This window comes from Nocardia sp. CWNU-33 (genome assembly GCF_046764895.1).
In the GTDB taxonomy this organism is placed as follows: Bacteria; Actinomycetota; Actinomycetes; order Mycobacteriales; family Mycobacteriaceae; genus Nocardia.
Genome location: NZ_JBKOQN010000005.1, coordinates 1 through 23831, shown reverse-complemented (window position 1 = coordinate 23831; position 23831 = coordinate 1). Strand labels below are relative to the sequence as shown.

Annotated in this window: 25 protein-coding genes and 1 pseudogene; 16 read left to right on the top strand and 10 right to left on the bottom strand. The window is 66.2% G+C overall.

Translation table 11 applies throughout. From position 1 onward, the window contains the following. Positions 1–234: 234 nt before the first annotated feature. Positions 235–480 carry a nuclear transport factor 2 family protein gene (locus ACLMAL_RS07870; RefSeq protein WP_411998708.1) on the bottom strand — a complete coding sequence of 82 codons (246 nt, stop codon included), beginning with the start codon at positions 478–480 and terminating at the stop codon, positions 235–237. A 90-nt stretch (positions 481–570) separates the two neighbouring features. Between ACLMAL_RS07870 and ACLMAL_RS07865 the strand changes: the two genes are divergently transcribed. Next, on the top strand, positions 571–2121 hold the full coding sequence (locus ACLMAL_RS07865; RefSeq protein WP_411998471.1) for an AMP-binding protein: 1551 nt from the start codon (positions 571–573) through the stop codon (positions 2119–2121). An 85-nt stretch (positions 2122–2206) separates the two neighbouring features. Here ACLMAL_RS07865 and ACLMAL_RS07860 read toward each other — a convergent pair whose 3' ends face one another. Beyond that, positions 2207–2830 (bottom strand): LysE/ArgO family amino acid transporter, encoded by a 624-nt coding sequence (locus ACLMAL_RS07860; RefSeq protein WP_411998470.1) that lies wholly within the window; start codon positions 2828–2830, stop codon positions 2207–2209. 71 nt (positions 2831–2901) lie between these two features. Here ACLMAL_RS07860 and ACLMAL_RS07855 point away from each other — a divergent pair, with 71 nt between their 5' ends. Next, the gene (locus ACLMAL_RS07855) at positions 2902–3795 is read left to right on the top strand and encodes a LysR family transcriptional regulator ArgP (RefSeq protein WP_411998469.1); all 894 of its coding nucleotides are present in this window, start codon (positions 2902–2904) and stop codon (positions 3793–3795) included. A 29-nt stretch (positions 3796–3824) separates the two neighbouring features. Here ACLMAL_RS07855 and ACLMAL_RS07850 read toward each other — a convergent pair whose 3' ends face one another. From ACLMAL_RS07850 to ACLMAL_RS07840, 3 genes are all read right to left on the bottom strand, one after another. Further along, complete coding sequence (locus ACLMAL_RS07850) at positions 3825–4583, bottom strand: N-acetylmuramoyl-L-alanine amidase (protein ID WP_411998707.1); 759 nt, start codon at positions 4581–4583, stop codon at positions 3825–3827. Between the two features lie 351 nt (positions 4584–4934). Further along, a complete protein-coding gene (locus ACLMAL_RS07845) occupies positions 4935–5810 on the bottom strand; it encodes a hypothetical protein (protein WP_411998468.1) in 876 nt (291 codons plus the stop codon). After that, positions 5807–6163: a hypothetical protein gene (locus ACLMAL_RS07840; protein ID WP_411998467.1), complete on the bottom strand. Its 357-nt coding sequence runs from the start codon at positions 6161–6163 to the stop codon at positions 5807–5809. Before ACLMAL_RS07840 ends, ACLMAL_RS07845 begins: the two co-directional genes overlap by 4 nt. Before the next feature lie 70 nt (positions 6164–6233). Between ACLMAL_RS07840 and ACLMAL_RS07835 the strand changes: the two genes are divergently transcribed. The 3 genes from ACLMAL_RS07835 to ACLMAL_RS07825 all read left to right on the top strand — a co-directional run bounded on the left by ACLMAL_RS07835 (position 6234) and on the right by ACLMAL_RS07825 (position 11872). Beyond that, entirely contained in the window at positions 6234–9764 is a 3531-nt protein-coding gene (locus ACLMAL_RS07835) for a CHAT domain-containing protein (protein ID WP_411998466.1), read from the top strand. 316 nt (positions 9765–10080) lie between these two features. Beyond that, on the top strand, positions 10081–10884 hold the full coding sequence (locus ACLMAL_RS07830) for a HEAT repeat domain-containing protein (RefSeq protein ID WP_411998465.1): 804 nt from the start codon (positions 10081–10083) through the stop codon (positions 10882–10884). 394 nt (positions 10885–11278) lie between these two features. Beyond that, a complete protein-coding gene (locus ACLMAL_RS07825) occupies positions 11279–11872 on the top strand; it encodes an HD domain-containing protein (RefSeq protein WP_411998464.1) in 594 nt (197 codons plus the stop codon). Between the two features lie 962 nt (positions 11873–12834). Here the strand turns inward: ACLMAL_RS07825 and ACLMAL_RS07820 are convergent. Beyond that, positions 12835–13017, bottom strand: a complete 183-nt coding sequence (locus tag ACLMAL_RS07820; protein ID WP_411998463.1) for a hypothetical protein — start codon at positions 13015–13017, stop codon at positions 12835–12837. A gap of 414 nt (positions 13018–13431) precedes the next feature. Here ACLMAL_RS07820 and ACLMAL_RS07815 point away from each other — a divergent pair, with 414 nt between their 5' ends. Beyond that, positions 13432–13686, top strand: coding sequence for a hypothetical protein (locus ACLMAL_RS07815; protein ID WP_411998462.1), 255 nt, complete (start codon positions 13432–13434; stop codon positions 13684–13686). Further along, positions 13683–13961 carry a hypothetical protein gene (locus tag ACLMAL_RS07810; protein WP_411998461.1) on the top strand — a complete coding sequence of 93 codons (279 nt, stop codon included), beginning with the start codon at positions 13683–13685 and terminating at the stop codon, positions 13959–13961. Before ACLMAL_RS07815 ends, ACLMAL_RS07810 begins: the two co-directional genes overlap by 4 nt. Positions 13962–14171: 210 nt before the next feature. On the opposite strand, the gene ACLMAL_RS07805 is transcribed toward ACLMAL_RS07810, so the two are convergent. Next, positions 14172–14753: a hypothetical protein gene (locus tag ACLMAL_RS07805; RefSeq protein ID WP_411998718.1), complete on the bottom strand. Its 582-nt coding sequence runs from the start codon at positions 14751–14753 to the stop codon at positions 14172–14174. A gap of 162 nt (positions 14754–14915) precedes the next feature. Between ACLMAL_RS07805 and ACLMAL_RS07800 the strand changes: the two are divergent. From ACLMAL_RS07800 to ACLMAL_RS07790, 3 genes and pseudogenes are all read left to right on the top strand, one after another. After that, a pseudogene (locus ACLMAL_RS07800) lies at positions 14916–15199 on the top strand (ATP-binding protein); the annotation flags it as partial. Between the two features lie 138 nt (positions 15200–15337). Further along, on the top strand, positions 15338–16165 hold the full coding sequence (locus ACLMAL_RS07795; RefSeq protein ID WP_411998460.1) for a PIG-L deacetylase family protein: 828 nt from the start codon (positions 15338–15340) through the stop codon (positions 16163–16165). Positions 16166–16497: 332 nt separating this feature from the next. After that, the gene (locus ACLMAL_RS07790; RefSeq protein ID WP_411998459.1) at positions 16498–17214 is read left to right on the top strand and encodes a PP2C family protein-serine/threonine phosphatase; all 717 of its coding nucleotides are present in this window, start codon (positions 16498–16500) and stop codon (positions 17212–17214) included. Positions 17215–17339: 125 nt separating this feature from the next. On the opposite strand, the gene ACLMAL_RS07785 is transcribed toward ACLMAL_RS07790, so the two are convergent. Both ACLMAL_RS07785 and ACLMAL_RS07780 read right to left on the bottom strand, forming a co-directional pair. Then, a complete protein-coding gene (locus ACLMAL_RS07785) occupies positions 17340–17717 on the bottom strand; it encodes a PPOX class F420-dependent oxidoreductase (RefSeq protein WP_411998706.1) in 378 nt (125 codons plus the stop codon). Then, positions 17717–18307: a dihydrofolate reductase family protein gene (locus ACLMAL_RS07780; RefSeq protein WP_411998458.1), complete on the bottom strand. Its 591-nt coding sequence runs from the start codon at positions 18305–18307 to the stop codon at positions 17717–17719. The genes ACLMAL_RS07785 and ACLMAL_RS07780 overlap by 1 nt, the downstream gene beginning before the upstream one ends. 90 nt (positions 18308–18397) lie before the next feature. On the opposite strand from ACLMAL_RS07780, the gene ACLMAL_RS07775 reads away from it, so the two are divergent. The 4 genes from ACLMAL_RS07775 to ACLMAL_RS07760 all read left to right on the top strand — a co-directional run bounded on the left by ACLMAL_RS07775 (position 18398) and on the right by ACLMAL_RS07760 (position 21542). Then, on the top strand, positions 18398–18850 hold the full coding sequence (locus tag ACLMAL_RS07775) for a winged helix-turn-helix transcriptional regulator (RefSeq protein WP_411998457.1): 453 nt from the start codon (positions 18398–18400) through the stop codon (positions 18848–18850). Positions 18851–19050: 200 nt separating this feature from the next. Beyond that, positions 19051–19173: a hypothetical protein gene (locus ACLMAL_RS07770; protein WP_411998456.1), complete on the top strand. Its 123-nt coding sequence runs from the start codon at positions 19051–19053 to the stop codon at positions 19171–19173. Then, positions 19170–20183 (top strand): BtrH N-terminal domain-containing protein, encoded by a 1014-nt coding sequence (locus ACLMAL_RS07765; protein WP_411998455.1) that lies wholly within the window; start codon positions 19170–19172, stop codon positions 20181–20183. Before ACLMAL_RS07770 ends, ACLMAL_RS07765 begins: the two co-directional genes overlap by 4 nt. Positions 20184–20510: 327 nt before the next feature. Continuing rightward, a complete protein-coding gene (locus tag ACLMAL_RS07760; protein ID WP_411998454.1) occupies positions 20511–21542 on the top strand; it encodes an SDR family NAD(P)-dependent oxidoreductase in 1032 nt (343 codons plus the stop codon). Here ACLMAL_RS07760 and ACLMAL_RS07755 read toward each other — a convergent pair. Next, entirely contained in the window at positions 21507–22022 is a 516-nt protein-coding gene (locus tag ACLMAL_RS07755) for a hypothetical protein (protein ID WP_411998453.1), read from the bottom strand. The two genes, ACLMAL_RS07760 and ACLMAL_RS07755, sit on opposite strands and share 36 nt — an antisense overlap. A 760-nt stretch (positions 22023–22782) precedes the next feature. Between ACLMAL_RS07755 and ACLMAL_RS07750 the strand changes: the two genes are divergently transcribed. After that, the gene (locus tag ACLMAL_RS07750) at positions 22783–23586 is read left to right on the top strand and encodes a class I SAM-dependent methyltransferase (RefSeq protein ID WP_411998452.1); all 804 of its coding nucleotides are present in this window, start codon (positions 22783–22785) and stop codon (positions 23584–23586) included. 50 nt (positions 23587–23636) lie between these two features. Beyond that, a partial coding sequence (locus ACLMAL_RS07745; protein WP_411998451.1) for a hypothetical protein occupies positions 23637–23831 on the top strand: 195 nt, incomplete at its 3' end.

Below are 23831 nucleotides of genomic sequence, written 5' to 3'. Positions count from 1 at the left end.
CGGCGGGTGTCCTTGTCCGGCACGGCAGGCACGCTGCGAACAGCGGACATCCTCCGCGAGTTCAGCGCGGACGCCTTCGATGTCTTCGCCCGCTCCGGCGATGCGGTGGCAGTGTGTCCGAATGCCGTTGCGCGCGAAGGAAATAGGGCCAGCAAAGGGGTGGCTCGGCACTCGTCGCCGCCGGCGATGTTGTCCCGACTCGTCGGCCAGGAGTCCGGGATCGGGGTGACCAGATCAGGACGGCAGGGTGCCTGTGGTCCAGACAGGTGCGGTTTCCACACGTGAGAATCGCCAGCCTTCGGGTGTGCGGACAGCGTCGAATCGGTAGGCCCCTCCCGATGAGAACAGGGGTTCCGGGGCCAGCCTGCCGTCCACGGTGGATGTCGGAACAATTGCGAGGACTGCATTCGCCCGAACCGCCGCGCGGTCGCCCGCCAAGTCGATCTGCACGTTGCTGATGTAGTGCCGAGCTCGCCGAATTCTTCGGCCTCACCCGGCCCGAATCCACCCCACGGCGGCACCGGTCGTGATCAGCTCGCCGCACCGAATCCGCATGGCAGACTGCGGTTTATGAACGATGCTCCGGCCGGTTCACCAATCCCCACTATCAGCTGTGGCGCCCGCACCAGGGAGCAGGCGGAATCACATCGGCGGGCCGGACAGCTCGCGGCAGCTCTCGCCGCCGCCGACCTCGCGCGCGGCGACCGCGTTGCGGTCATGCTGCGCAACGACATCGAGTTCCTCGAGGTCTCGCTGGCCATCGCGACGTGCGGGGCGAATCCCGTGCCCATCAACACTCGGTGGCAGGCCCGCGAGGTCGCGCATGTACTCGCCGACAGCGGAGCCCGTCTGATCATCGCGCATACCGAGTTCATCGGCATCGTCGAAGACGCCATTGCCCTGGCCGGCGTCGACCCGGTGGTCGTCGAGGTGGCCATGCCTGCCGAACTCCTCGACGAAGCCGGGCTCGACCGAATGCAGCTCACCCACCGGCACGCCACCCTGGAGGACTGGATCCGGGACCATCCGGAACCGCTCGGCCATCTCGACGGCGCCATCGCGGATTCGATGGGACTCATCTACACCTCCGGTACCACCGGAACACCGAAAGGTGTACTCCGCGAACGCATGACGCCACATCAACTGCTGTCCATAGCGGGCGGTACCGCGCAGCGCATGGGTCTCACCCCCGGCGGCCGAATGCTGGTGGCCGGACCGATGTATCACACCAGCCCCAACGCCGTCGCCGTGCTCGCGCTGCGCATGGGCGCCGACATCACGATCATGCCTCGCTGGCACGCCGAGCGGTTCCTGCAACTCGTCGACGAACACCGCATCACGCAGGCCAAGGTGGTGCCGACCATGCTGTCCAGGCTGCTTTCGCTGCCCACCGAGGTTCGCGACCGCTACGACATTTCCAGCCTCACCCATCTCATCCACTCCGCCGCACCGTGCCCACCGGCGGTGAAAAGGGCGGCGATCGACTGGTTCGGCGATGCTCTGATCGAGTTCTACGGCTGCACCGAGGCGGGCACCATCACCTGGATCAGCGCCGCGGAATGGCTGGCGCATCCCGGCAGCGTCGGCCGCGGTGTCGACGGGTCCGGTGTCGTGGTCGCCACCGACGACGGAACTGCGCTGCCCGCAGGCGAAATCGGGCAGGTGTTCGTCCACGGTGCGGACTACTGGCCCGACTTCACCTATCTCAACCGAACCGATGCCCCGGCGAGTGCGGTGCCCGGCTACCTCACCGTCGGTGACACCGGCTACCTCGACGACGCGGGCTATCTCTACCTGACCGGGCGTTCCAGCGAAATCATCATCTCCGGCGGTGTCAACATCTACCCTGCCGAAATCGAGGCCGCCATCATGGCCGACATCGATGTCGAAGACGTTGCGGTCTTCGGCATTCCGCACACCGGTGACCTCGGCGAGTCCGTCGCCGCCCATGTCGTCGCCCGGCCCGGCGCGACCGTCACCGAAGAGCGGGTGCGTGCCGGGCTGGCCGGACGGATCGCCGACTACAAAATCCCCGCCACGCTGCGCATCGTCGCCGCACTGCCGCGCGACGACTCCGGCAAGATCTACAAGCGGCAGCTACAGGAGCTGTATCCGGCCTGAACCCGCCGCGGTAACAGAACCCAGTACCCGCCAGGCGAGCAGCCGGACGACTTCTTCACTCGGCGCGCCATGGACCGAGCGCTGATCAACCGGTGAGCACCAACCCCAGGGCAAGACCGCACATCACCAACGCGATGACAGAATCCAGTACCCGCCAAGCGGCGGGACGGGCGAACAGCGGGCCGAGCAGCCGGGCGCCGTAGCCGAGTGCGGTGAACCAGATAATGCTGCCGAGCATCGCGCCGACCCCGAGGAACCAGCGGTCCGGGGTGGCGTAGGTGCTGGCGAAGGAACCGAGCAGCACCACGGTGTCCAGGTAGACATGCGGATTGAGCCAGGTCAGCGCCAGACAGGTAGCAATGGTGGCACCGAGGGCGACCGAGGCGCCGGTGGCTGCCGCGGCGAGCGCGCCGTTCGACAGCGCCCGGCGCGCCGCGAGCACACCGTATCCGGCCAGGAAGACCGCCCCGCCGTAGCGTGCGATCTCGACAACTGCGGGGACGGAGGTCACGACTATCCCGAAGCCGCCGATACCCGCGGCGATCAGCACCACATCCGACACCGCACACACCGTGACGACAGCCAGCACATGTTGCCCGCGCAGCCCTTGTCGCAGCACGAAAGCGTTCTGCGCGCCGATCGCCACGATGAGCGAGAGCCCGAAACCAAGACCTGAGAGCGCAGCCAGGGCTGCCGAGGAAGCCGTCACGTCCGCCGACGTTAGGCGGGCAATCGAGGCAAGACCAGCTAAAGATTCTCACGTACCTTTACGATTTCTTAATGGACCTCCAGCTCGACCAGCTCCGTGCCCTCAACGCGGCCGTCACCGAGGGCACCTTCGACGCCGCCGCGCGCAGCCTACGGGTCACCCCCTCGGCGATCAGCCAGCGGATCAAGGCACTGGAGGATGCGGCGGGTCGCATCCTGTTGCAGCGCACCAAGCCCGTGCGCGCCACCGAATCCGGATTGGCGGTGCTACGGCTGGCCAGGCAGATCGAACTGCTCGCCGGTGACACCGCCCGCGAATTGGGCGACACCGGCCAGGAGCCCAGTATCGCTCGGCCGATTCGGCTGCCGATCGCGGTCAACGCCGATTCGTTGGAGACCTGGGTGATGCCCGCGCTGAGCCGAGCATCGTCCGGCGTGTGTTTCGAGATCCACCGCGAAGACGAGGAACACACCACCCGGCTGCTGCGCGACGGGACGGTCATGGCGGCGATCACCGCCACCGCGGCGGCGGTGCAAGGCTGCAAGGTCGAACGGCTCGGCGCGATGCGCTACCGGCCGATGGCCAACTCCGACTTCGCCCGAACCTGGTTCGGTGACGGTGCCACCGCCAAGACCTACGCGGTGGCGCCGGTCGTCCTCTTCGACCGCAAGGACGACCTGCAGGACCGGCACATGCGACGACGCAGCAGGCAGCCCATCGACCCGCCCCGCCACTACATCCCCTCCTCGACCGGCTTCGGCGACGCCGTTCGCAGTGGGCTCGGCTGGGGCATGCTTCCTGACCTGCAAACCCAGGCGGATCAAGCCGCAGGCCGGTTGGTGCCCATCGACGGCGACTCCTATATCGATGTCCCGCTCTACTGGCAGCAGTGGAGGCTCGAGTCCCCCGCGCTGAGCAGCATCGCCACCGCTATCGCCGCAGCCGCCGACGCGCTACTGCGATAAGGCTTGCACTCCACCATGATTCATCGGCACTACCCGAGATAGGCGACGATCGCAGCCGCGATGGCATCGGCGAATTTCGCTCGCCCGTCAGGTGATTCGAGCAATGCCGCATCACCGGGATCACGCATGTTTCCACACTCCACCAGCGCCACCGGGCGTTCGGAGAAGTTGAGGCCCGCCAGGTCCGCGCGAGGGTTCAGCCCGTCGGAGCCGATGTAGGTCGAGGTGATGAATCCGAAACCGACCATGGTGTCGCGCAACGTCGTCGCCAGCCGAATCGACGGTTCACCTTGGGCTGGATTCAGCGGCGGCGAGGAGTACGCGACATGGAAACCGTGCGCGCCGGCGGCCGCGCCATCCGCGTGAATCGACACCACCGCCGCTGCCCCACTGCTGTTTCCGATGGCGGCACGTTCTCCGATGCACGGCCCGACACCGGCATCGTCGGGCCGCGTCATCACGACGCGGATACCGCGAGCGACGAGCGCGTCACGCACCAATGTCGCTACATCCCAATTGAACTCGTGCTCGGTATACCCGTCGTTCGCCGACGTCCCCGTCGTATTGCACGGTTTGGTCCTCCCCCGACCATCCGGGACCTGCTGATTGATCACCTCGGGATGCGCGCCATTGCCGCCGTTGTGACCAGGATCCAGTACCACGACACGGTCGTCGGCGATGGGGACTGTCGAGGCATCGGGCGAACCGGCAGCCGACTCCGGCGCTGCGCTGGTGGTCCGCTTGCTCGGGCGCGCAGTCGCCGAGTCGTGCGCGCATCCGACGAGCAGCACGCACCATACGCTGATCCCCGCAGCTACCTTCCAGTATCGATATCCCACGACGCCACAGTGCCACAAACCCACGCGCGGCGACCGGCCACCCGTGGTCCACGACGACTGTTGTGAGTTGTCGGTCCAGATTTCACCCCGCCGCTCGACATTTCACCTCTGCCAGTAAAGATTTCACCCGCGGCAATGGGTGCGAGTCGTCACCAGAGTGTCAGTGTGTGACGACACGCCGTAGCTGTCACCAGCGAGTTTCGTCGACCTGGGATCGGTGTCGTTTCTCCAGGCAATGGTTGACACCGAATGCAGGTCGGCGAACGGTTCGGCGAGCGGCCATGAGAACCGCTGCCCAAGCTAGCTAGGTCGTTTCTGCAGCACTTCGGTCAACTGCTCGCCGATCGCCGGTGTCAATCTGCCCGTTAGCTCGAACCCGAGCTGGTTGGCGACGTCGCGGGCGTACAAGTCGACCGAGGCCTCCACGAGGTCCGCGTATACCCCCACCGCACGGCGGATCCGACGGCGTGACACCAGCAACGCGCACACCCCCGACACGAGCGCCGGCCACCAGTACACACCGACTGCCAGATAGGCCAAGCCCCACACCGGGGTGCGGGCGGCGGAGGCACACCGTTCCTGGACCATCGTCACCTCGGTCCGCGCCGCGTCGGGCAGCACCAGCCACAGCCGCGGCCACGTCGTGGTCAGGTCGAGTCCCGTGCCACGGCTGACGCGATCGTCCACGGTCCGCAGCCGGTCGCCCGCCCACGTTGGGCATGCCGGTTCGATCTCGGAGATCGCGTCGCGCCGCAGCACAGCCCGACGCGCTTTGCTCTTGGCTCGCCGGTTCGATCGGTCGACCAGCACCGCCTTGACCGCGGCGTCCGCCTGCGCCGCCGCACGCCGCCAACGGCGGTGGCGCAGCGCGACGAACGGCCGGCCGGCACCCGTGCCTGTCGCTCCCCACGCGGCGATCACGACGCCGCCGAGCGCGGTCATCGCCAACCCCACCACGGCGGTCGCAGCGAGGAACGCCGCCGCGGCCCACACCAGCGCGGGCCCGGTCGACACCGCCGTCATCCGCGTCCGCAACAGGTTGAAATCGAGTGCGTGAGAGGGCCCGAGCACGACCGCCACAACCACAACGGCCACGAACACCGCGGCGGGCAGCGCGATCGCGGAAGCCCAGCGGGTAGCCAGGTTCTTGCCGAGCTCGGTGAGAAACGCGTTCACAGGTCGATCCTGGTCTCGCGGAACGGCCGCGCGGTGAGCCGGCAGAACGGACGTTCGTCGGTCGCGGCACGCGTACACGCACTCGTGGGGCACACCCATGCGGTGACCACGACGCCCCGCGCTCCCTTCCACGGCTCGAAGCCGCGGTGCGCCCGCGTCAGGTTGTCGATGCCGTGCCGGGCGAAGGCACTGTCAAGCAGGTCGAGGTCTGCTTCGGCCACTTCGCCCCGCTCGGCCGCCGCGATGATTCGGGCCAGCACGTTCGCGACGCCGTAGCGGGAAGCGCGTTCGGCCAGCGCCTCTCCAGCCTGCGCGCACAGGACTTCGACCCGCGGACCCGTCGTTGGTGCCATGCCGACTCCGAACCTCCTTCTCCGCCAACCAGATCACGCTACCGTGGACTGAAAGGGATTGGGGCTGCGCGTGTACGACGACGTCCGGTTGGTGGTCGAGAATTTCGAGTACACCGGCGACGTCGGCGCACTGCTCGCCGCCGGCCTGCCGCCACCGCAGCAGTGCCCTCGGCACCTGCTGCCGCACCTCGCCCAAGCACACTGGCACCGGTTCCAGGCGCAGAGCGGGTTCACCGGCCTGGTCGACCGGGAGATCGCGGCCGCCCTCGCCGACAGTCCGGGTGATCCCACGGTCGCGCGCGTCACCGCGATGCCGCAGTACCGGGCGCTGGACGAGGCACGCGAGGAGTTCCAGAACTATCAGGACCGCGAGTCGCTGGCGCTGTTCGCGAACGCCTACACGACGTTGATGAACGCGCTGGACGACGAGCGAATGATGGCCGCGCTCACCGCCGACCACGCCACGTTGCTGCTCATGCTCGACGAGCACGACGGTACGGACGCCTACCGCGAGATCGTCCTCAACGGGCTGAACTGGATGATCGCCCGCACACCCCGCGACGATCCGCAACGCGCCCGCAGGCTGGTCGACCGCGCCCGAGCACAGGTGAACGCAGGCAGGCGGCCGGGGAAGATCCTCGCCGACTACCGGGCCGCTGCCCAGCTGGCGCTGCGGGAACGCCCGGTCTGGCGCGACGTCGTGCTCGAGCTCGCCCAGTACCAGTTCGATCTCTACGCGGACGGTGGGGCGCCCATCCACCTGGCAGGTGCGCTGGTCGCATGCCGTGACCTCGCCGACGCGTTGGAGCGGGACTTCGGCAACACGGCTACGGTGCCCGAGCTCCGGCAGCTCGAGCAAGAGGTAAGCAGCGGGATCGGTCCCGAAATAGCGCGGTTCCTGCTGACATGCCATCGCGATCCCCGCGCTCTCCAGACGCAGTACGACCTGGTCGGGAGCCTGCAGCAGCAGCCGGTCACGCTTGATGTGCTCGTGCAGCGACGTGATCAGGCGTGGGTGCTCGCCATCGGGCTGCCGCTGGACCATGACGGCAGACTGGACGCGCTGCTGGACCTCTACCACACGCACAACGACCTCTGGGAGATCGGCGGCGACACCGATGCGATTGCGCTCGCCTACGACACGGTGACCGAAGCGCTACTCACCACGTCACCGGACGACGCAGGCCGTGCGGAGCTGCTGACGGCACTCGCCAACTCCGCGACGACCGCCGCCATGCGGACCGGCTCCCACGACGAGACAAAGCAGGCGGTCGACGCCGCCCGCACCGCGCTGGACCTGCCGACCGCAGACCATGGCCAGCGCGCACTCCGGCTCTCCACACTCGCGTCCGCGCTGATCATGCAGTTCCAAGTCGGCGGCAACCCCGCGGCGGGCCGGGAGGCCGTCACCGTCGCGGAGGAGGCCGTCGCGCTGACCCCAGCCGGCGACTCGAACCTCCCGTTGCGCTGGTCGACGCTGTCCAGGGCGGCCGAGAAGGTGGCCGAGGCCGGTGACCACGGCATGTTCACCAAAGCTGTCGAGGCGGGTGCGTCCGCTGTGGCCACCATCCCGACGGATGATGTACGCCGGATCGGCGTGCTCTACAACTACGCCGGTGCCGTGCAAACCCAGGCGGTCAACACGAACGTGACGGACGCGGAACCGTTCCGCGAGGCCGAACGCGCCTACCGGGCCGCACTCGCACTGGTGGGTCCCGATCACCCCGACGTTCCGCGGATCGAGAGCACCATCGCCGACGTGCTGTATCACCGGTACCGGCAGTGCGGCGACCTCGACGCGCTGGAGGACTCGCTCGAGCTCGCGGAGAAAGCCGTCGGTCAGACACCGCAGGCCCACCACTGGTGGCCGTTGCGGGCGATCGCACTCGCGCGCTCGGCGCGTGAGCTCGCCATGTTCGACGAGCCGCGTGCCGCCCAACTGCGCCAGCTTGCGATCACCCACTACCGGGCAGTCTCCGCGCACCCGGCCACCAGCGCACAGCACCAGATGATCTGTGAACAGGCCCAGGCCGCGATGCTCGCCGAGGCCGACCCGGCGACGTGGCTGGACGCGCAGGAACGCGTGATTGCCGCCATCCCCGCGACCGTCAGCCGGGCACTGTCGCGGTACCGCAGGCTGGAGGCCGTGCGGCAGCTGGACGGCCTCGCCGACCGGGTGGTGGACGCGGGGGTGCGGTCGGGCCAGCTCGACCGGGCGCTGGAGCTGGTCGAACAGTGCCGCGGCGTGCTGTTCGGCGACGCGTGGGGTATCCGCCGCGCCTGGGCACGACTGCGCGAGACACGGCCGCAGCTGGCCGAGGAGCTCAGCGAGGTCGAGCGCAAGCTGGCTGATGCCGACGCGTACGCCGACGTGAAGTTCCACATCGAGGTCGAGTTCGACGGCCGGACCTCCACCCGAGACTGGGACCCGCGACCACAGGCCGTCGAACAGATCCGGCAGCTCGCGGTGCGGCGGAACCGGCTGATCGCCGAGGCGCGAGCGGTGCCGGGGTTCGAGGATCTGCTGGCGCCGCCGAACCTCGAAGTCCTGCGCACGCGCACGGCCGGGCACACCGCGGTGGTCGTCAGCGCCGCGGGCACCGCGCTCGTGGTTCCCGCCGACTACTGGCAGCCCGTCAAGGCTGTGCCGCTACGGCAGATGACCGAGACCACCGCCCGCGCCCAGGTCAGGCGGCTACGAGCGGCCATCGCCGACGTGAAGGACCCGGCGTGCTCGTTCGACCGACGCGAGCAGGCCCAGCTGGACGTGCACGCCGTGCTGGAATGGCTGTGGGACACCACGGCCGGGCCGGTGCTGGACCGGGTCACGACGACGCGGCTGTGGTGGTGCCCGATCGGAATCACGGCCCAGCTGCCACTGCACGCGGCGGGCAGGCACCGCGACGGTGCGGGACAGACCGTGTTCGACCGGGTCGTCTCCTCGTACACGCCGTCGCTGACCGCGCTCGCCGACACGTTGACCACGCCTCGGCCGCACCACGCCCGCCACACCGCGCTCGTCGTCGGTGTCGGCGAGCGAAAAGGCGTGCCCGTGCTGCCGAGCGCCCGCGCCGAGGCCGAGGCAGTGGCGGGGCTGCTGCCCGGCTCCACTGTGCTCATCGACTCCGCCGCCGACCCGGAGGCCATCAAGCAGGGCCTGCACGAGCACGCGATCGCCCACTTCGCCTGTCATGGCCGGGCGGTCAGCTCGGCCAAGCACCCCGACCAGGGCGGACTGGTGCTCAGCGACGGGATGTTCGTGCCCTCGTTCATGCGCGACCTGCGCACCACCCAGGCACAGCTCGCGTTCCTGTCCGCGTGCGACACCGCGGGCCCCGACCCGGCACTGCTGGACGAGCCGCTGAACCTGGCGTCGGCGTTCCACCTCGCGGGCTTCCGCGGCGTCATCGGCACGCTGTGGCACACCGCGGACAGTACCGAGACCGCCGAGGCGGTCTACGCGGCGCTCACCGCGCACGGCACCCGTCCTGCCGACACGGCCGAGGCGGCCACCGCGCTCACCGAAACGTTGCGCCGCATGCGGAACGCCTATCCAGCCGTGCCGACCAGGTGGGCCGCCCACGTGCACGTCGGCGACTGAGTTACCCGCGGTGGTGGAACGCCTCGATCACCTCGGCCCCCAGCAGCCCCGCTCTCGAAGGTAGAGGTCGCCGTAGTCGGGCTAAATGGAATCCTCACCGCGCCAACGGCATACATTGCTGTCCGATGCCGGATGACGTGACACAGATCCAGCGCGGTGACCTGCAGTACGTCAGGTATGTGGCAGATCGTGACCGCTGGTTTCCTGTCAGACTGCCGACGCAAGTCACCGTCCAGGTTCACGTGCATCTCCGGCGGCGCCGACCACCCAAAACGTGGCCCGGAGGGACAAGACCATCGCCAGGTACCGTTGGGCGGTGAACCCAGCCGATGCGCGACGCCTCAAAGACGGCGATCTCGAGACCCGCGAGGAAAATCTGCGGCACCTGCTCGCGCGGGCCGCTGACGGCGACACATCCGCCAAGGAAACACTGTGCGCGCTCGTCCGCGACTATCCCGACTACCACCGATCGCTCTACAGCCGGGCGTTGAACCAGGCGGCGGTCTTCGGCGACGACACTCTGAAGGCACCGCTGCTCGCGTCACTCGCCGACACTCGGTACAACTGCCAGGCATGGGCCGCGATGGGCTGCGCGGCACTCGGCTTCCGCGACGCAGCTCCCGGCTTGGTCGCGATGCTCGACCACCCACAGCAGATGGCTCGAGAGCAAGCAGTGATCGCTCTGGGCACCCTCGGCGACGAATCGGTCGTCCCGGCGCTCACACCCCTGCTGCAGGACTCGATCGCAGGAACGCGCGAACGTGCCGCCGAAGCCCTCGGCATGATCGGCGGCGATGCAGCCCTGGCTGCCCTATGGGACGAACTCGACAACCGCCGCTACTACCGCATCGGCTACATCGCCAGCGCGCTGGCCAAATTCGCCCCGGACATCATCCCGAGGCTGTGCGAGGCGGCCGAGCGCGACGACCCGGACCAGCGATACTGGGCGGCTGTCGCGCTCGGTTCGACCGGCGACGATCGTGCCGTGCCGACGCTGGAACGGCTGATGGCCCACGACCGGGGCTCAACAGTCTTCGACGGCATGGTGAGCGTCGCCGCGAAGAAAGGCCTGCGCACGCTACGACGAATCCAAGCCGCAATCGCAGCCCGCGAATCCTGAAAGTGCAGCGGCCGCGCTGATGAACTCGACCCAACAGCCCTCGTCAACCCCGCTCGCAGCGGCAACAACACGACCCACGACGACCACTCCAGGCAGGTAAACACCAACAACCTGCGTAAGAGTTAGTGGCAGAAACCGCGTGTTTGCGTCAGACACGCTGGCAATGTGTCAGGTCAACTGGCGAAGGACAATCGCCTTTCTCGGTGCCGCCGGCCGGGTGGCTTCAGTCGTGAAAATTGGCGTCCGTTGATCGCGAATTTAGGCATCGGTCGAGCCGCTTGCGGCCCCGTTTCTGGTCGCGAATTTCGGCATCACTCGACCGGCGTATCGGTGGGTGTCGTAGCGTCCGTCCTGTCCCGATGGACATCCGGCTGCCGGGATTACCATGGCTCGGATGACTTCCGTTGTGCTGCGGCGAGCCCTGGCTGATTCCGGGCATCCGGCACTGAGGTCGTTGCCAGAACGAGTCGAGGTTCTCCTCGAGAACCTCGATGCCCCACCCCGGCTGGCTGCTCACCTGCGCGCAGTCCACGACGTGGCCTGGCAATTAGCCGACTGGGTTCAACAACACTACGGCGCGGTGCAGTTCGACCGGGAAGTCATGCTGTTGGGTGCGGCAATTCATGACATCGGAAAGACCATCCATCCCGATGAGCTGTCAGGCCCAGGGTCCGCCCACGAACAGGACGGATATGAACTTCTCCTGGCGCGGGGCTTCGATGACGATTCGGCTCGCTTCGCACGGACCCACGGGTCGTGGACCGACGCCGACGTCGGGCTGGAGGACCTGCTTGTCAGCCTCGCTGACAAGATCTGGAAGGCGAAGCGGGTTCCCGAGCTCGAACAGTTGGTGGTGCAGCGCCTCGCTGCCACCAGCGGTCAGCAGTCCTGGCAAGTGTTCATGGCACTCGACGATGAGCTTGATCGGATCGCCGCAGACGCCGACCAGAGGCTGGCCTTCCAAGCCAACTATCCGGTCGTCGCTTGACAATTCTTCGTCATCACTTCGCCCCAGTTCCCTTGCCACAATTCACCATTCAGCTCGGTTGAAGACAGCGTGCGTCAGTGCAACGTTCGAGTCGGCCCTTGGCGGCGCGGGTGTGGGCGAGTCGGTAGGAGTCGGTGCTGGTATGACGTGGCCGCCGAAGACGAGTCGGTCGACGATGGCCGTGGTTATCTCGACTCCGAATCGCGAATCGCTTTGTTGACATGGTGATTCGTGTCGTGGACAGGTGTCTTCGACAGGGCGGCAGTGAGGTCACTGTTTTGGGCATCGGCTTGGCATGCGGCGCGAAGCTGTCCGTAAGCGAGGGCCAGGGATTCTCGGAGTTGCTGGTTCTCTTTGCGCAGCTGGGTGATTGGGTATCGTCGAATCGCTCAAATCATTGAGTGATTTTGGCTAGTGACCGGTGGCCCCGTCTACGGATGAGTTTTGGCCCTACTCGGGGCCCTGAGCCACATGATCGCCTGCAATTTTTGGCCCCACTTGGCGGGCTCGGTGGAGGACTCGGTGTGGGTAGGATCCTCGGCGATGATGGGAGTTGGATGTCGGAGGTTGTGAACCTGACGGCGGTTGATTCTGCGGGGGTGCTCTGGCCGAGTCGTGCTTCGTCTGGGTGAGCCGGCGGTGGCGCGGGTGGAGTTGGTGGGTCAGGTCTCATTCGGATCGGTTGATGATGACTACCTGAGCTGCCTGCTCGCTGTCCGCGAGTATCTGGAGGAGCGGGGGCAGCTGTTGTGTTGTCAGGGCGCTCGGCCGGATGTGTGGCCGTCGGGAATGTTGCGGCAGTTCGAGAATGGTCGGCGGGCATACGTTCTTGACCATGATCGGTGTGGTGAGGAGCTCGAGGTAGTGGACATCTTCGCTCCGGCGCCGGCCGAGATGGTGGTGAGCGTGTTGGACAGGGCAAGGCCGTGTTCGCGTTTCGGAGACACGGTCGGGAGTGACTGTCACCGCCCCAGCGGATCGACCTCAATGCGGGAGCCGTCGGGGCGGGACTTGTAGAACCCCTTCGCCACTGCACGGCGTGCGGCTTCCCGGGCGGCTTCTTCTTGCGGGGCAAGGACCCGGAAGCCCAGTACCTCGATCCGGGGCCGCATCATCATGAAAGCCACCCACGTCGGAGGGCTCACGATGCCCGCACCACTGGGCCAGGCAGTCAAACACGACATGAGTCGACGCGGAGCCGGTATCGGTCCGATCCTGTCGCATCCACGATCGAACAGATGGACCTTCTTGATCCGACCCGACATACCCGACGATGTGCCGCTCTTCGCTGATCTGTTCCGCCACAACGTATCTGTCATCCGCGACGGCGGAACAGTGGCATTACCGTCACCGACCACACAATCCGGAGCCATCAGGCAATGGATCGAACCACCACATGACACCTTCCGCCCCTCCGGCCTTCTCGTCATCGAATCGGTTCGCGCATGCGTGGGACCGGGCCGAGTGCGGGCGGTGTCACATGCCTGACAACGACGGCAGGCCAGCGATCGCGTGGCCTGATCGCACCCGTATCGGCGACCCGACGAGGACGTGAACCGATGTGCGACATGATCCCTCATCTGCCGCCCGGCGAGATCGGCCCTCACGTGCGGGCGCTACTCGCGGTCTTCTACGAGGACACCGCCCACAAACTCGCGATCGCCCCCACCGACAGTCGGCCCATCGTCCACAGGTCCGACGGCACTCTCTGTGCGGTCGACGAGAACGGCTGGCCCGAGCTGCGCGACAACCTCGACAAGATCGAAGCGATCCCGGTACTTCCCACCAGCGTTCGAGACACGGAAACACCTTGAGCACCAACGCTTCCCCAATGCCGGACGAGGCGGATGTGCACCTGAGCGTGTTCCTGCATGGTGTGCGGCTGGACTTCGCCGCATGTGTGACTGCGGCCTTGCGAATCATCGAAGACCACCGAGCACGCCACTACGTCGATGCGGTGCACGTGATCCCCGGCGACACGACCGGGTTGGCACGGCTGCCCAATGAGCGGCTATTTCTGGAACCCTCAGCAACGACACTGAGTGGTTCGGCGGAAACACCGACCGGGGCAGCTGACGAATGGCGATGATGAACCGCTGAGCGACGCCGAGCACCGGTCCTACCGCCAGTCTCGAGTAGCCGAGGAACGTGCGGGTCACCGGCCGCACGGAACCTCGACTACGGTTGGGTTGCGCGGCTATCGCTCAGTTCGAAAACGTACGAATGAATCTGCCCCACCACTAACCGACCTCGATCCGCCGATCACGTAATCGCCTGACGCGCGGGATCGTTCCCTTCCTCAGTCCAGGTAGTCCTCTTCAAGGCGCTCCAACGCCCAGGCCCAATACGCCGACTCCGCCCACTCGTGGGCGCGGATCGCGGCGATCAGCTCCCGCGCGACCTCGTCCGAGTCGGGACCCTCCAGCTGCGCGGCGAGCCCCGCCATCAACGCGACCGCCCCGGCCGCCTCCCGCACCGAGGTGAACGCGACGCCCTGGTCGCCCTCGCCGTGGTCCCAGCCGCTGGGCGCGTAGACCTGGACCACGCCGGTCTCACCGTCCAGCATCAGGGTCATCTCACCGTAGAACTCGCCCAGACCATAGGCGTACTTCGCGGGCGGGGAGTCGTCGTCGGGGTAGCGGCGGCCGAACAGCTCGTCCGGGTCGGCCTCCCACATGCCCTTCTCCGGCAGGTTCGCCGAGTCGAACCACTCGCCGTCCAACGCCACCGCAGGAAACCCCACCTCGGTGAGGAAGGCCCGCGACTCGGCGTGCTCCAACCGCTCGGGCAGCTCGGCCGGACGCCACAGGGCACCGGCGCCGACCTGCGCGGCCAGCCACTCGAAGGTGGGGTCCGCCGCCTTGGTGATCTCGATTGTCATGGTGCCATTGAACATCGCGCCGACAAACCGAATCCGGTTCGGACCAGCTCTCCGCGGCGATGGACACGGAAACATCGTGAGCCCCAACGGTTCTCCGAGGCCGGACGAGGCGGATGTCCACCTGAGCGTGTTCCTGCACGGTGTGCGGCTGGATCTTGTCGCGAGCTGCTGTTCGAGGTTCTCACCGAGCGCGAGGAAAGAATTCTGTGGCGATCGCTTCCAACGAAGCCTTCTCCGGCTGGTCGAAGACCTTTTCCGAACCTCGGCTCTGCGCCGCGATCGTCGACCGGCTCACCTTCGGCGGGCAGATCATCGAAACCGGCACCGTCAGTTACCGTCTCGCCCGCACAGCCCGCAACCAAGCCGCCGGAACCACCACCCAACTGCCCTCACCGCAGCAGCCAGTCTTCGCTGCTGCTGAACAGACACTGGAAATCGTGCCTTGACCAGCATCCTATCCGCGAAATACGACACCGCAGCATCGGATGATGCCGGGCCGGCCACGCTGGCGGATCGGGTGCGGCGGATCGAAGGATTCGCCATTTGATCACGCTATCTGTCACCGTGGCCGCAATACTGACGTCATGGCGACAGTCGTGGCTCTGCATGCCCACCCAGACGACGAGATCATCCTGACCGGCGGCACCCTGGCGAAACTGGCCCACGCCGGCCACCGCACGGTCATCGTCGTCGCATCCGACGGACACATGGAACAGTTCGACGGTGCCGTCGCGCCGCGGCTGCGGGAATTGCAGGCCAGCGCCGACGTTCTCGGCGTGTCCAGGGTCGAACACCTCGGCTACGCGGACAGCGGACACGGTCCGATCTTGTATCCGAACCCGCCCGGACGAACAATGTTCGTCCGGGCGGACGTCGATGAGGCCGCTGAACGCTTGGCATCGATCCTCGTGGAAGAACGCCCGGATGTGCTGCTGAGCTATGACCGCAACGGTGGATACGGTCACCCCGATCATGTCCGGGTCCACGAAGTCGGCGCCCTGTCCGCGAAAACGGCCGGCGTCACACGGGTGCTGAACGCGACACTGCCTCGGGAGCTGTTCCTGGGGCTGACCGCTCCGGCCCGCTGGCTCGGCTATGACGCCACCGCGATCCGCAACGGTTACACCGCTCGCGCGGACATCACTCACCGGATCGACGTCGGAGCGTTCGCGGCACAACGGATGAGTGCACTGGCTGAGCACCGGTCCATCCTCGAAGGCCGTGGCCGTTTCGCCAGGATCGCCCGAGCCTTGCGCCGCATTCCCACACCGATTCAGGCACAGCTTTTCCGGTGGGAATGGTTTGCTGAGGAAGGACTCCGCCCCGCCGCGTCCGGCCCGCTCGATGACCTCTTCGCCCCCCGACCTCTGCGGCCGGCTGAGACCCAGCACACCAGCTCCGACCGAAGCTGACGATCTCGACCTGGCTGAGTGACGTCAAATTTCACCGATACTCTGCGGCCTGCACGAGCCGCGGTGACGCCAACATTCACCGACAAGTGGCGTCAGAATTCACCGTTACGGCCACCCCCGTGCGATTCTGCTGAATTTGTGTGCAAGACAATTGAATTGGCGGTTGCCGCGGCCCTCGACATAACGCCCGGTGCGATGAATCGCTGAGCGACGTCGAGTTCCGGAACGATCGGGCAACGTCCGAAAATGCCTTCGGGTGGGGTGGACTCACGCTCTGCGGGCGGCGACTTCCTCGCCTCACCTACGCCGACTCGATATGCCAGAATTCGCGGGTGCGCAGCCCCTTGATCGACGTTGCCGTGGGCAGCGATATCAGCAAACGCTATTCGGCGAACTTCGATGTCACCTACCTCCGTGAGCGACCGCTGCTGGCGGTGCTTGCCGACGGCATGGGAGATGGACCGGGCAGTGCGGCCGCGGGTCGGACCGCAGTCGATATCTTCGTCGACTACGTCATGCGTGCGCCGGAACCAACCCCGGACACGCTGCGGGCTGCGGTGGCGGCGGCTCATGACCAGGTGAGCCGAATCGGCCACGAATTGCAGAGTCTGGCCGGATGCACGCTGACTGCCATGGCCGCCGCGCCGCAGGGCTGCTGGCTCGTGCAGATCGGTGACTCCCGGGTGTACCGGTTGCGTACTGGGCTGCTCGAACTGCTGACGACCGACCACACGATGGCGTGGTTGGGGGCCGTGCACGGCTGGTACCCGTTCGACTCGGCGCACGCCGCGTCGGCGCGGTATCAGCTGACCCGTTACATCGGGCATGGGGGCGCACCTGAACCGGATGTGCTCAGCGTGACGATGAGACCGGGCGATCGATACCTGATGTGCACCGACGGCGTGTCCGATCAGGTCGACTACGACGACCTACGGACCTTCCTCGGTCGTGATACACGGCCACAGTCCGTCGTCAGCGACATTCTGGCTGCCAGCGATACGGCGGGCGGGAGCGACAACGCCACCGCCATCGTGATCCGCGTCGACTGAGCAGTGCCCTCTTAAGTAGCCGATGCCAGCGCCTACACCGAGTCGCATCCTGTCGATGATCTCGGCATCAGACCACAACCTCGAGTCGCCCCTGAAGCGAAATGCGCTCGAACCATCCCCGTTTCTCAGCTGATGCTTTGTTGGTCGGGCTCGATGAAAGCGACGACTCGAACCTCGGCGCGCGAGTAGGGGCCGCCGATGTATTTCGTCGAGATCCGGTCGATAATCGCCCATGCGGCGTCGCCCTCGAGCCACTCGACGACCCTGCCTCGGATGATAACCGGCTGAAATGGGTTGTCGGCCGGGGTCAGAGAGAGCGCGACCCGCGGGTCTCGCCGCAGGTTGCGAGCTTTGCGGGAGCCCGGCCCGGTGAGGATCGCGATGTGGTTACCGTGCGTGCCGATCCAGACCGGAACGGAGTGGGGAGCACCGTCGGGGAGGATGCTGGCAAGGTGGGCGAGCGGGGTGCCATCGAGCACCCGGCGGACGGCGGGGTCGAGGATCATCGCTGGACCTCGTAGTGCAGATGGGTGACACCCGGCGCCGGGACGGCTTCGACGAGACGCAGGTGCACGTGCTCGGGGAGCGACTGGAAGAAGGGCCGGCCGCCGCCGAGCAGGATCGGCACCTGGTGCAGGATCACCTCGTCGACGAGCCCGGCCTGCAACGCCGCGGTCACGACTCCGCCGCCCATCAGACCAATGTCCTTGTCTCCGGCCGCCTTCCGCGCCGCCGCGATTGCCTCCTCGATCCCGGTGACGAGGGTCTGCCGCTCGGTCATCTCCGGTGCGGGGCGGTGGCTGAGGACGAAGAGCCTGGCCGTCGGATGCGGTCCGCCGCCGCCGAAGTGCTCGGAGTCCTCGTAGGTATTGCGTCCCGCCACGACCGCACCTACTCGCCCGGCCAAGGCGTCGAAAACGCGGGCGCTCGGCTCGCTCAGTTCGAACATGTCGAACACCGCGCTGGATGTGTCCCCGTCGGTGTACCAGTCGAACAGTGTCGCCCCGTCGCCGAGTCCGCGCCCGGCACCGGGATCGCGACCGGTGATGTACCCGTCGACCGAGACTGCGTGGGCGCTGAAGACCTTGCTCATCGCCGTAATCCTTCCGAAGTTCCCTCAAGAGACTCCAAAACCGTAGCAGTCAAAGTTCCCTAAGGGAACCCCAATTGCTAGACTGCTGGCATGCAACGTACGAACTTCGGTGAGATGACCTGCTCGATCGCGCGCACCCTCGATGTCATCGGCGAGCCGTGGTCACCGTTGATCCTGCGCGACGTGTGGGTCGGGCTCACCCGGTTCGAGCAGATCCAGGCCGACCTCGGCATCTCACGCAAGGTGTTGACCGAGCGGTTGAACCACCTCGTCGAGCACGGCGTACTCGAGCGAAAGGCCTATGACCAGCGGCCACGGTACGAATACCACCTCACACAGAAGGGCACCGAACTCGTCGACATGCTCATGGTCATGGTCGGCTGGGCAGACAAGTGGCTCGCGGGTGCGGCCGGTCCGCCGGTGCTCTACCGCCATCACGCATGCGGTGAGATCAGCAGCGTCGACCTGCGCTGCGCTCACTGCGGCGAGCCGATGCACGCCGGCGACGTCGATCTCCTTCCAGGCCCCGGCGCAGCCGCGTGATCGAGAGAAGGCGCTTCGACTATCGGCAAGTCGATCCTCACCAAATTCGACATCGTCGCCGGCAGGCCCAGCCGCGGACTGCGCCCGTGCGCGCCCCGGCCGTCCCAAGCGATGACGACGGCGAAGAAGAGTAGGGCGGCCTCGAAGCCAATGGGTACAGCGTTGGACTCTCCCATCGGAGGAGGGTCCACCATGATGGCGTGCAAGACGAACTTCTCACCATCGGGCGTCTCGCTCGCGCCTATCCCGTCGAACCGACAGAGGCACCGCAAGAAGCACTGATGACTCGGCTGATCATCCCCGTCCAGGAGAGCACGGCATGACCACGGTAATGGACATCGATGCCCGCGATACGCAGCACTGCGAAACGACAGCTCTCGGGGTGCTGCTGCGGCACCAAGGACTCGATCTGTCCGAGCCCATGCTCTTCGGCCTCGGCTCCGGTCTGTCCTTCATCTACTGGGACAGCAAGAACATCGGCTTCCCCTTCCTCGGGGGACGGGTCAAGCCTTTCGACCTCACCAGAAACCTGGCCACCAGACTCGAGCTGGAACTCCTGGTCCAGGAGACCACCTCGCCCCGCAGAGCATGGGAGAACGTCGTGGCTCCCATCAATGCCGGTCAACCCGTCGGGCTGCAGCTCGACAGCTACTACCTGGACTACTTCGGTTCGAAGGTGCACTTCGGCGGTCATGTCGTGGCCATGTACGCCTATGACGACCACGACGCCTACCTGGTGGACACCGACCAGCAAGGCAGAGCGGTATCCACCAGCCTGACCAGCCTTGCTCAGGCCAGGGCCGCGCGCGGCCCGATGACCGCCAAGCATCGGTCCTTCACCCTCACCGCTCCGAGAAACCCGCCCTCCCCACAGGGCCAGATCATTCCCGCCATCACCGCATGCGCCGACGCATTCCTCAACCCGTCTATCGCCAACCTCGGTTACCGAGGCATCGAGAGGGCCGGCAAGCTGGTACGCACATGGCTCCAGCGCACTGACCACCCGCAGCGCGACCTGCCGCAGGCCGCCCTCTTGATGGAGAAGGCCGGCACCGGCGGCGCCCTGTTCCGCAACCTCTACCGCGACTTCCTCGCCGAATGCACCGAGCTACTCGACAGCAGCCACCTGCGCACCGGCCACTGGCTGTACACCGAGGCAGCCATTCTGTGGACAGAATCCGCAGCACTGATCACGAAAGCTGGCGAATCGGGCGATGAGCAGTACCTCGTGCAGGCAGGCACTATCCTCTGCGATCTTTCCCGAATAGAGCGCGAGGCAATGCAGGCGCTGAGCTGCCTGGGAAGTGCGACCCCGAGTACGAGCCAGCCCTGACGGTTTCCAAAACGACCACGGTGCAACAAACGTGCCGGAAATGGTTGGTGTTCAACAAGTCATTTCGGACATACAGTCGGCACGCGAACCCGACCTGCAATATGCCTGGTGGGTAGTCGCAACGCCGCGACTACCCACCCAGGAAACACCGGTGGGCGAGTTGCGTACCACTCATCGGTCCGGATCACGAAGGCCCAACGCCCGCCCATCCCGAATACCGGATAGGTGTCGATGGGCGCAGCGAAGCGGACCCTGCGAGCCGGCGCGCCGCTGCCATGTCAGTGCGGTGTGAGGGCGGTGCAAGAGCTTGGTGTGAGGGTCGATGGCATGACCTGGCAGAGCGGCCATCGTGCCGACGGGAAGACGTTTCTGGTGACCGGCGCCAACGCGGGCATGGGGTATTTCGCCGCAGAACAACTCGCGGCCAGCGGCGCCACCGTGGTGCTGGGCTGTCGCGACACCGTCAAGGCCGACCTGGCGGTGCAGGCGATCCGGGCACGTGTCGAGGGTGCTCGGCTGCGTCAGGTGCGCTTGGATCTGGCGGATCTGCGCTCTCTGCCTGCGACGGTGGATGCCCTCGGCGTCGACAGCTTGGACGCGGTCGTGCTCAATGCCGGGGTCATGCTGTCGGGTCCGGAACGCCGCGTGAGCGCTCAGGGGCACGAATTGATGTTCGCGACAAACCATCTCGGGCATTTCGCATTGATCGCTCACCTGGCGCCGATGCTGACAGCCGTCGCCGACAGCCGGGTGATCACCGTGGGTAGCTTCGTGGCCCGGACGGAGCGGCTCGATCTTGCCGATCTGCAGTCCGAGCACGACTATCGGCCCAAGTGTAGCTACGGGCGATCGAAACTGGCGCAGATGCTGTTCGGTTTCGAACTGGATCGCCGTTTGCGTGCGCGTGCCGCGAGCACCGCCAGCATTGTCGTCCACCCCGGCGGTGCCCTGGACACATTGACCCCGGCACGGCCACCGTTGTTCGCTCGCACCACCGCTCAACGCCTGCGCGGACTTCCCGCGAATGTTGTGCTGCACGGCAAACACGCGGGGGCCCACACCATCGTCCGCGCTGTTCTGGACACCGAGATCACGAGCGGGCAACTCTGGGGGCCACGAGTTTTCGGTCTCCGCGGACGACCACATCAAGAAACGCCCTACCCGCACATGACCGACCTCGACACCGCCGCCGGGCTATGGGCCGCCAGTTCGGCTCTCACGGCGTTAATCCTCTCGACCGTGCAACGAACGCACCGTAATGCCGCGTACCGCGCGGGCCGAGCATGCCCCTCGAGTCGGAGCTGCGGACCATCCGTCGGAGCGTCACAGTTCGGACCATGCGACCTCGAACCATGGTGAGGTTCGTCCAGCTAGCAGCTGGAGGTGGAAGTCGGGGCCTTCATGTGTCCGATCCTTTTCGGGATCGGTGAGTTGACTGATGGTGCAGATGTAGTCGCCGTTCGGGAGTTCGATACTGGACCCGTATATATCCTTGTCGTCGTCCACGGCGGAGTCCGCGAACTGGGCAGCCATGGTGACCGTGTCCAAATTGACGACGACCAGCTCACCGCGCGTCACGCTGATGGGGCCGGCGATTTGCCTGATGATCGGCAGCCGCGGATCTACCGGCGAATCCGAAAGGTCGATCCGCCATTGCTCCTCGCCGCCGGTTCCCCAGAGCAGCATCGTCCGCTGCCGCATCTCCGATTCGACGCGCTCGAACAGCATCTCCAAGGTCCAGTCTTCGCCCACGAACGACGTGTACGCGTGTGGGTCGACAAGACCGAGGAATCCCGAGTCATCGGTCATTTCGTCGATCCGATGCTGAAGCTGCGCCATGCGGTAGTCCTCCCCGGATTGATCACCGAACCCTACAGGCACAATGCTCGGTCGAACACCGAGCCCACTCCACCGGCGTCCGCGAAGAAGTCCGAACAGCATTCCCGGAAGTGGTCCGGCGCAAGGGAACTGACAACCCTGGCGTGCTGATCGGCAGCACCGAAGCCTACGGTGCGCAGCACAACCGCAACGACGATGCCAACTACCCACCCTGCAGCGATTTCGAGAGGCCTTCTCGTTCATCCACTTTGGGTAGATAGCGCTCAGCAACGCACTGTAATAGCCGCTGGGCGGGCGGTCTGCGCGGCGAGATCGATTGCGGCGCAGAATGTCCCATTGTGCCGAATTCAGTGCGGTAAGAGGCGTGTCCGAAATCAGGATATGAAGCGACGCCACCAGCCGCGGCGGCCTCGTTCGATGCTCGGGTCGTCGCTGCCCGGTCGAGCAGAGCCATGTCGCCCGTGTTGCCGACCATGCTTGGCCGCGGTCAAGTCCTGGGCCGCATACGGGGCGAGCGGACTCCAGGAGTGAACGGCGATGAGTTTCGCCGTGGTTTCCCGTCTGTATCCACACACCCGATCAACCGCACCGAGAGCCGGACGCTCGACGGCAACATCCAAGAGCTCATCTACCGGCCCACCCTCCATGTCCGAGTCCATCCATGCCCCCTCGAGCAGCCGAACCGGACCCGCGATCTCGGTGCACACATTCGCGCGGGCGTTGCCGCGCCTCGGCGCGGTGTGGCTGCCAAGATGGCTCCATGGTTGACCGTGGGAATCGCGTAGGACCGGACTCGAACAGAGTGTTCGACTACGACGCTGAGCTACGCCATTATCATCAGCGGCTGCGCGACGCCATCGACGTGGCACCCGACGACAACGTCCTCGACATCGGTTGCGGCGCCGGGCAGACCACCCGTGATGCCGCCAGGCTCGCGATCCGGGGCAGCGCACTCGGCGTTGACGCATCCTCGGTTATGGTGGCGCGTGCTCGCCGACTCGGCGCAGCCGAGGGACTCCACAATGTGCGATTCGAGCAGGCGGATGCACAGGTCCATCCGTTCCCACCGGCGCATTTCACTCTCGGGATCAGTCGGTTCGGCACGATGTTCTTCGCCGATCCGGTCGAGGCATTGACCAACATAGGGCGCTCGCTACTGCCCGGGGCGCGGCTGGTGCAACTGGTCTGGCAGGACAGTAGTCGACAAGAGTGGGTGGCCGCGATACACCGCGCACTCGTGGGTGGTGACCCGCCAGTCCCCATTGCGGGTGACGGCCCGTTCTCCCTGGCCGATCCGGCCACAGTGAACGGCATTCTCACCACGGCCGGGTTTACCGACGTACGCATCACTGACGTATGCGAGCCCGTCTATTACGGTGCGGACCCCGACGCCGCTGTTGACGCGGTGCTCGTGTTGCGCATGGCCAGCGATCTGCTCGCGCAGCTCGATGCCGACGAGGCCGAGCGGGCGCTCGAACGGCTGCGCCTGGTGATGGCCGCGCACAGCACAACCGGCGGCGTGTGGTTCGACTCGCGCGCCTGGCTGATAACGGCTCGCCGCTAGGCGAGGATCTCGATCGCGGCGATCTCCGGAAGGTCAGCTCAGGATGTGCGGTGGATGCTGGCGCGTACGGGTTGCACCACACGACCCTTACCCGAGTCGAACACACCTTCAGCGACGGCGTTACCCGCGCATACGCCGGTGTTTCGCCGACGCGGGTCCAGAGGGTACGAAGTCGGCGTGCGATGACGGGGCTTTCCGTTGCGGCATGGACGGCCGATCACCATCTGCCGACCGTGGTAACCGCT

Excerpts from the sequence above, each read along its gene's own strand:
- ACLMAL_RS07865 (WP_411998471.1), top strand. The coding sequence starts at position 571 with ATGAACGATGCTCCGGCCGGTTCACCAATCCCCACTATCAGCTGTGGC.
- ACLMAL_RS07855 (WP_411998469.1), top strand. The coding sequence starts at position 2,902 with ATGGACCTCCAGCTCGACCAGCTCCGTGCCCTCAACGCGGCCGTCACC.
- ACLMAL_RS07840 (WP_411998467.1), bottom strand. The coding sequence starts at position 6,163 with ATGGCACCAACGACGGGTCCGCGGGTCGAAGTCCTGTGCGCGCAGGCT.
- ACLMAL_RS07825 (WP_411998464.1), top strand. The coding sequence starts at position 11,279 with ATGACTTCCGTTGTGCTGCGGCGAGCCCTGGCTGATTCCGGGCATCCG.
- ACLMAL_RS07815 (WP_411998462.1), top strand. The coding sequence starts at position 13,432 with ATGTGCGACATGATCCCTCATCTGCCGCCCGGCGAGATCGGCCCTCAC.
- ACLMAL_RS07805 (WP_411998718.1), bottom strand. The coding sequence starts at position 14,753 with ATGACAATCGAGATCACCAAGGCGGCGGACCCCACCTTCGAGTGGCTG.
- ACLMAL_RS07795 (WP_411998460.1), top strand. The coding sequence starts at position 15,338 with ATGGCGACAGTCGTGGCTCTGCATGCCCACCCAGACGACGAGATCATC.
- ACLMAL_RS07780 (WP_411998458.1), bottom strand. The coding sequence starts at position 18,307 with ATGAGCAAGGTCTTCAGCGCCCACGCAGTCTCGGTCGACGGGTACATC.
- ACLMAL_RS07775 (WP_411998457.1), top strand. The coding sequence starts at position 18,398 with ATGCAACGTACGAACTTCGGTGAGATGACCTGCTCGATCGCGCGCACC.
- ACLMAL_RS07765 (WP_411998455.1), top strand. The coding sequence starts at position 19,170 with ATGACCACGGTAATGGACATCGATGCCCGCGATACGCAGCACTGCGAA.
- ACLMAL_RS07760 (WP_411998454.1), top strand. The coding sequence starts at position 20,511 with ATGACCTGGCAGAGCGGCCATCGTGCCGACGGGAAGACGTTTCTGGTG.
- ACLMAL_RS07755 (WP_411998453.1), bottom strand. The coding sequence starts at position 22,022 with ATGGCGCAGCTTCAGCATCGGATCGACGAAATGACCGATGACTCGGGA.
- ACLMAL_RS07750 (WP_411998452.1), top strand. The coding sequence starts at position 22,783 with ATGGTTGACCGTGGGAATCGCGTAGGACCGGACTCGAACAGAGTGTTC.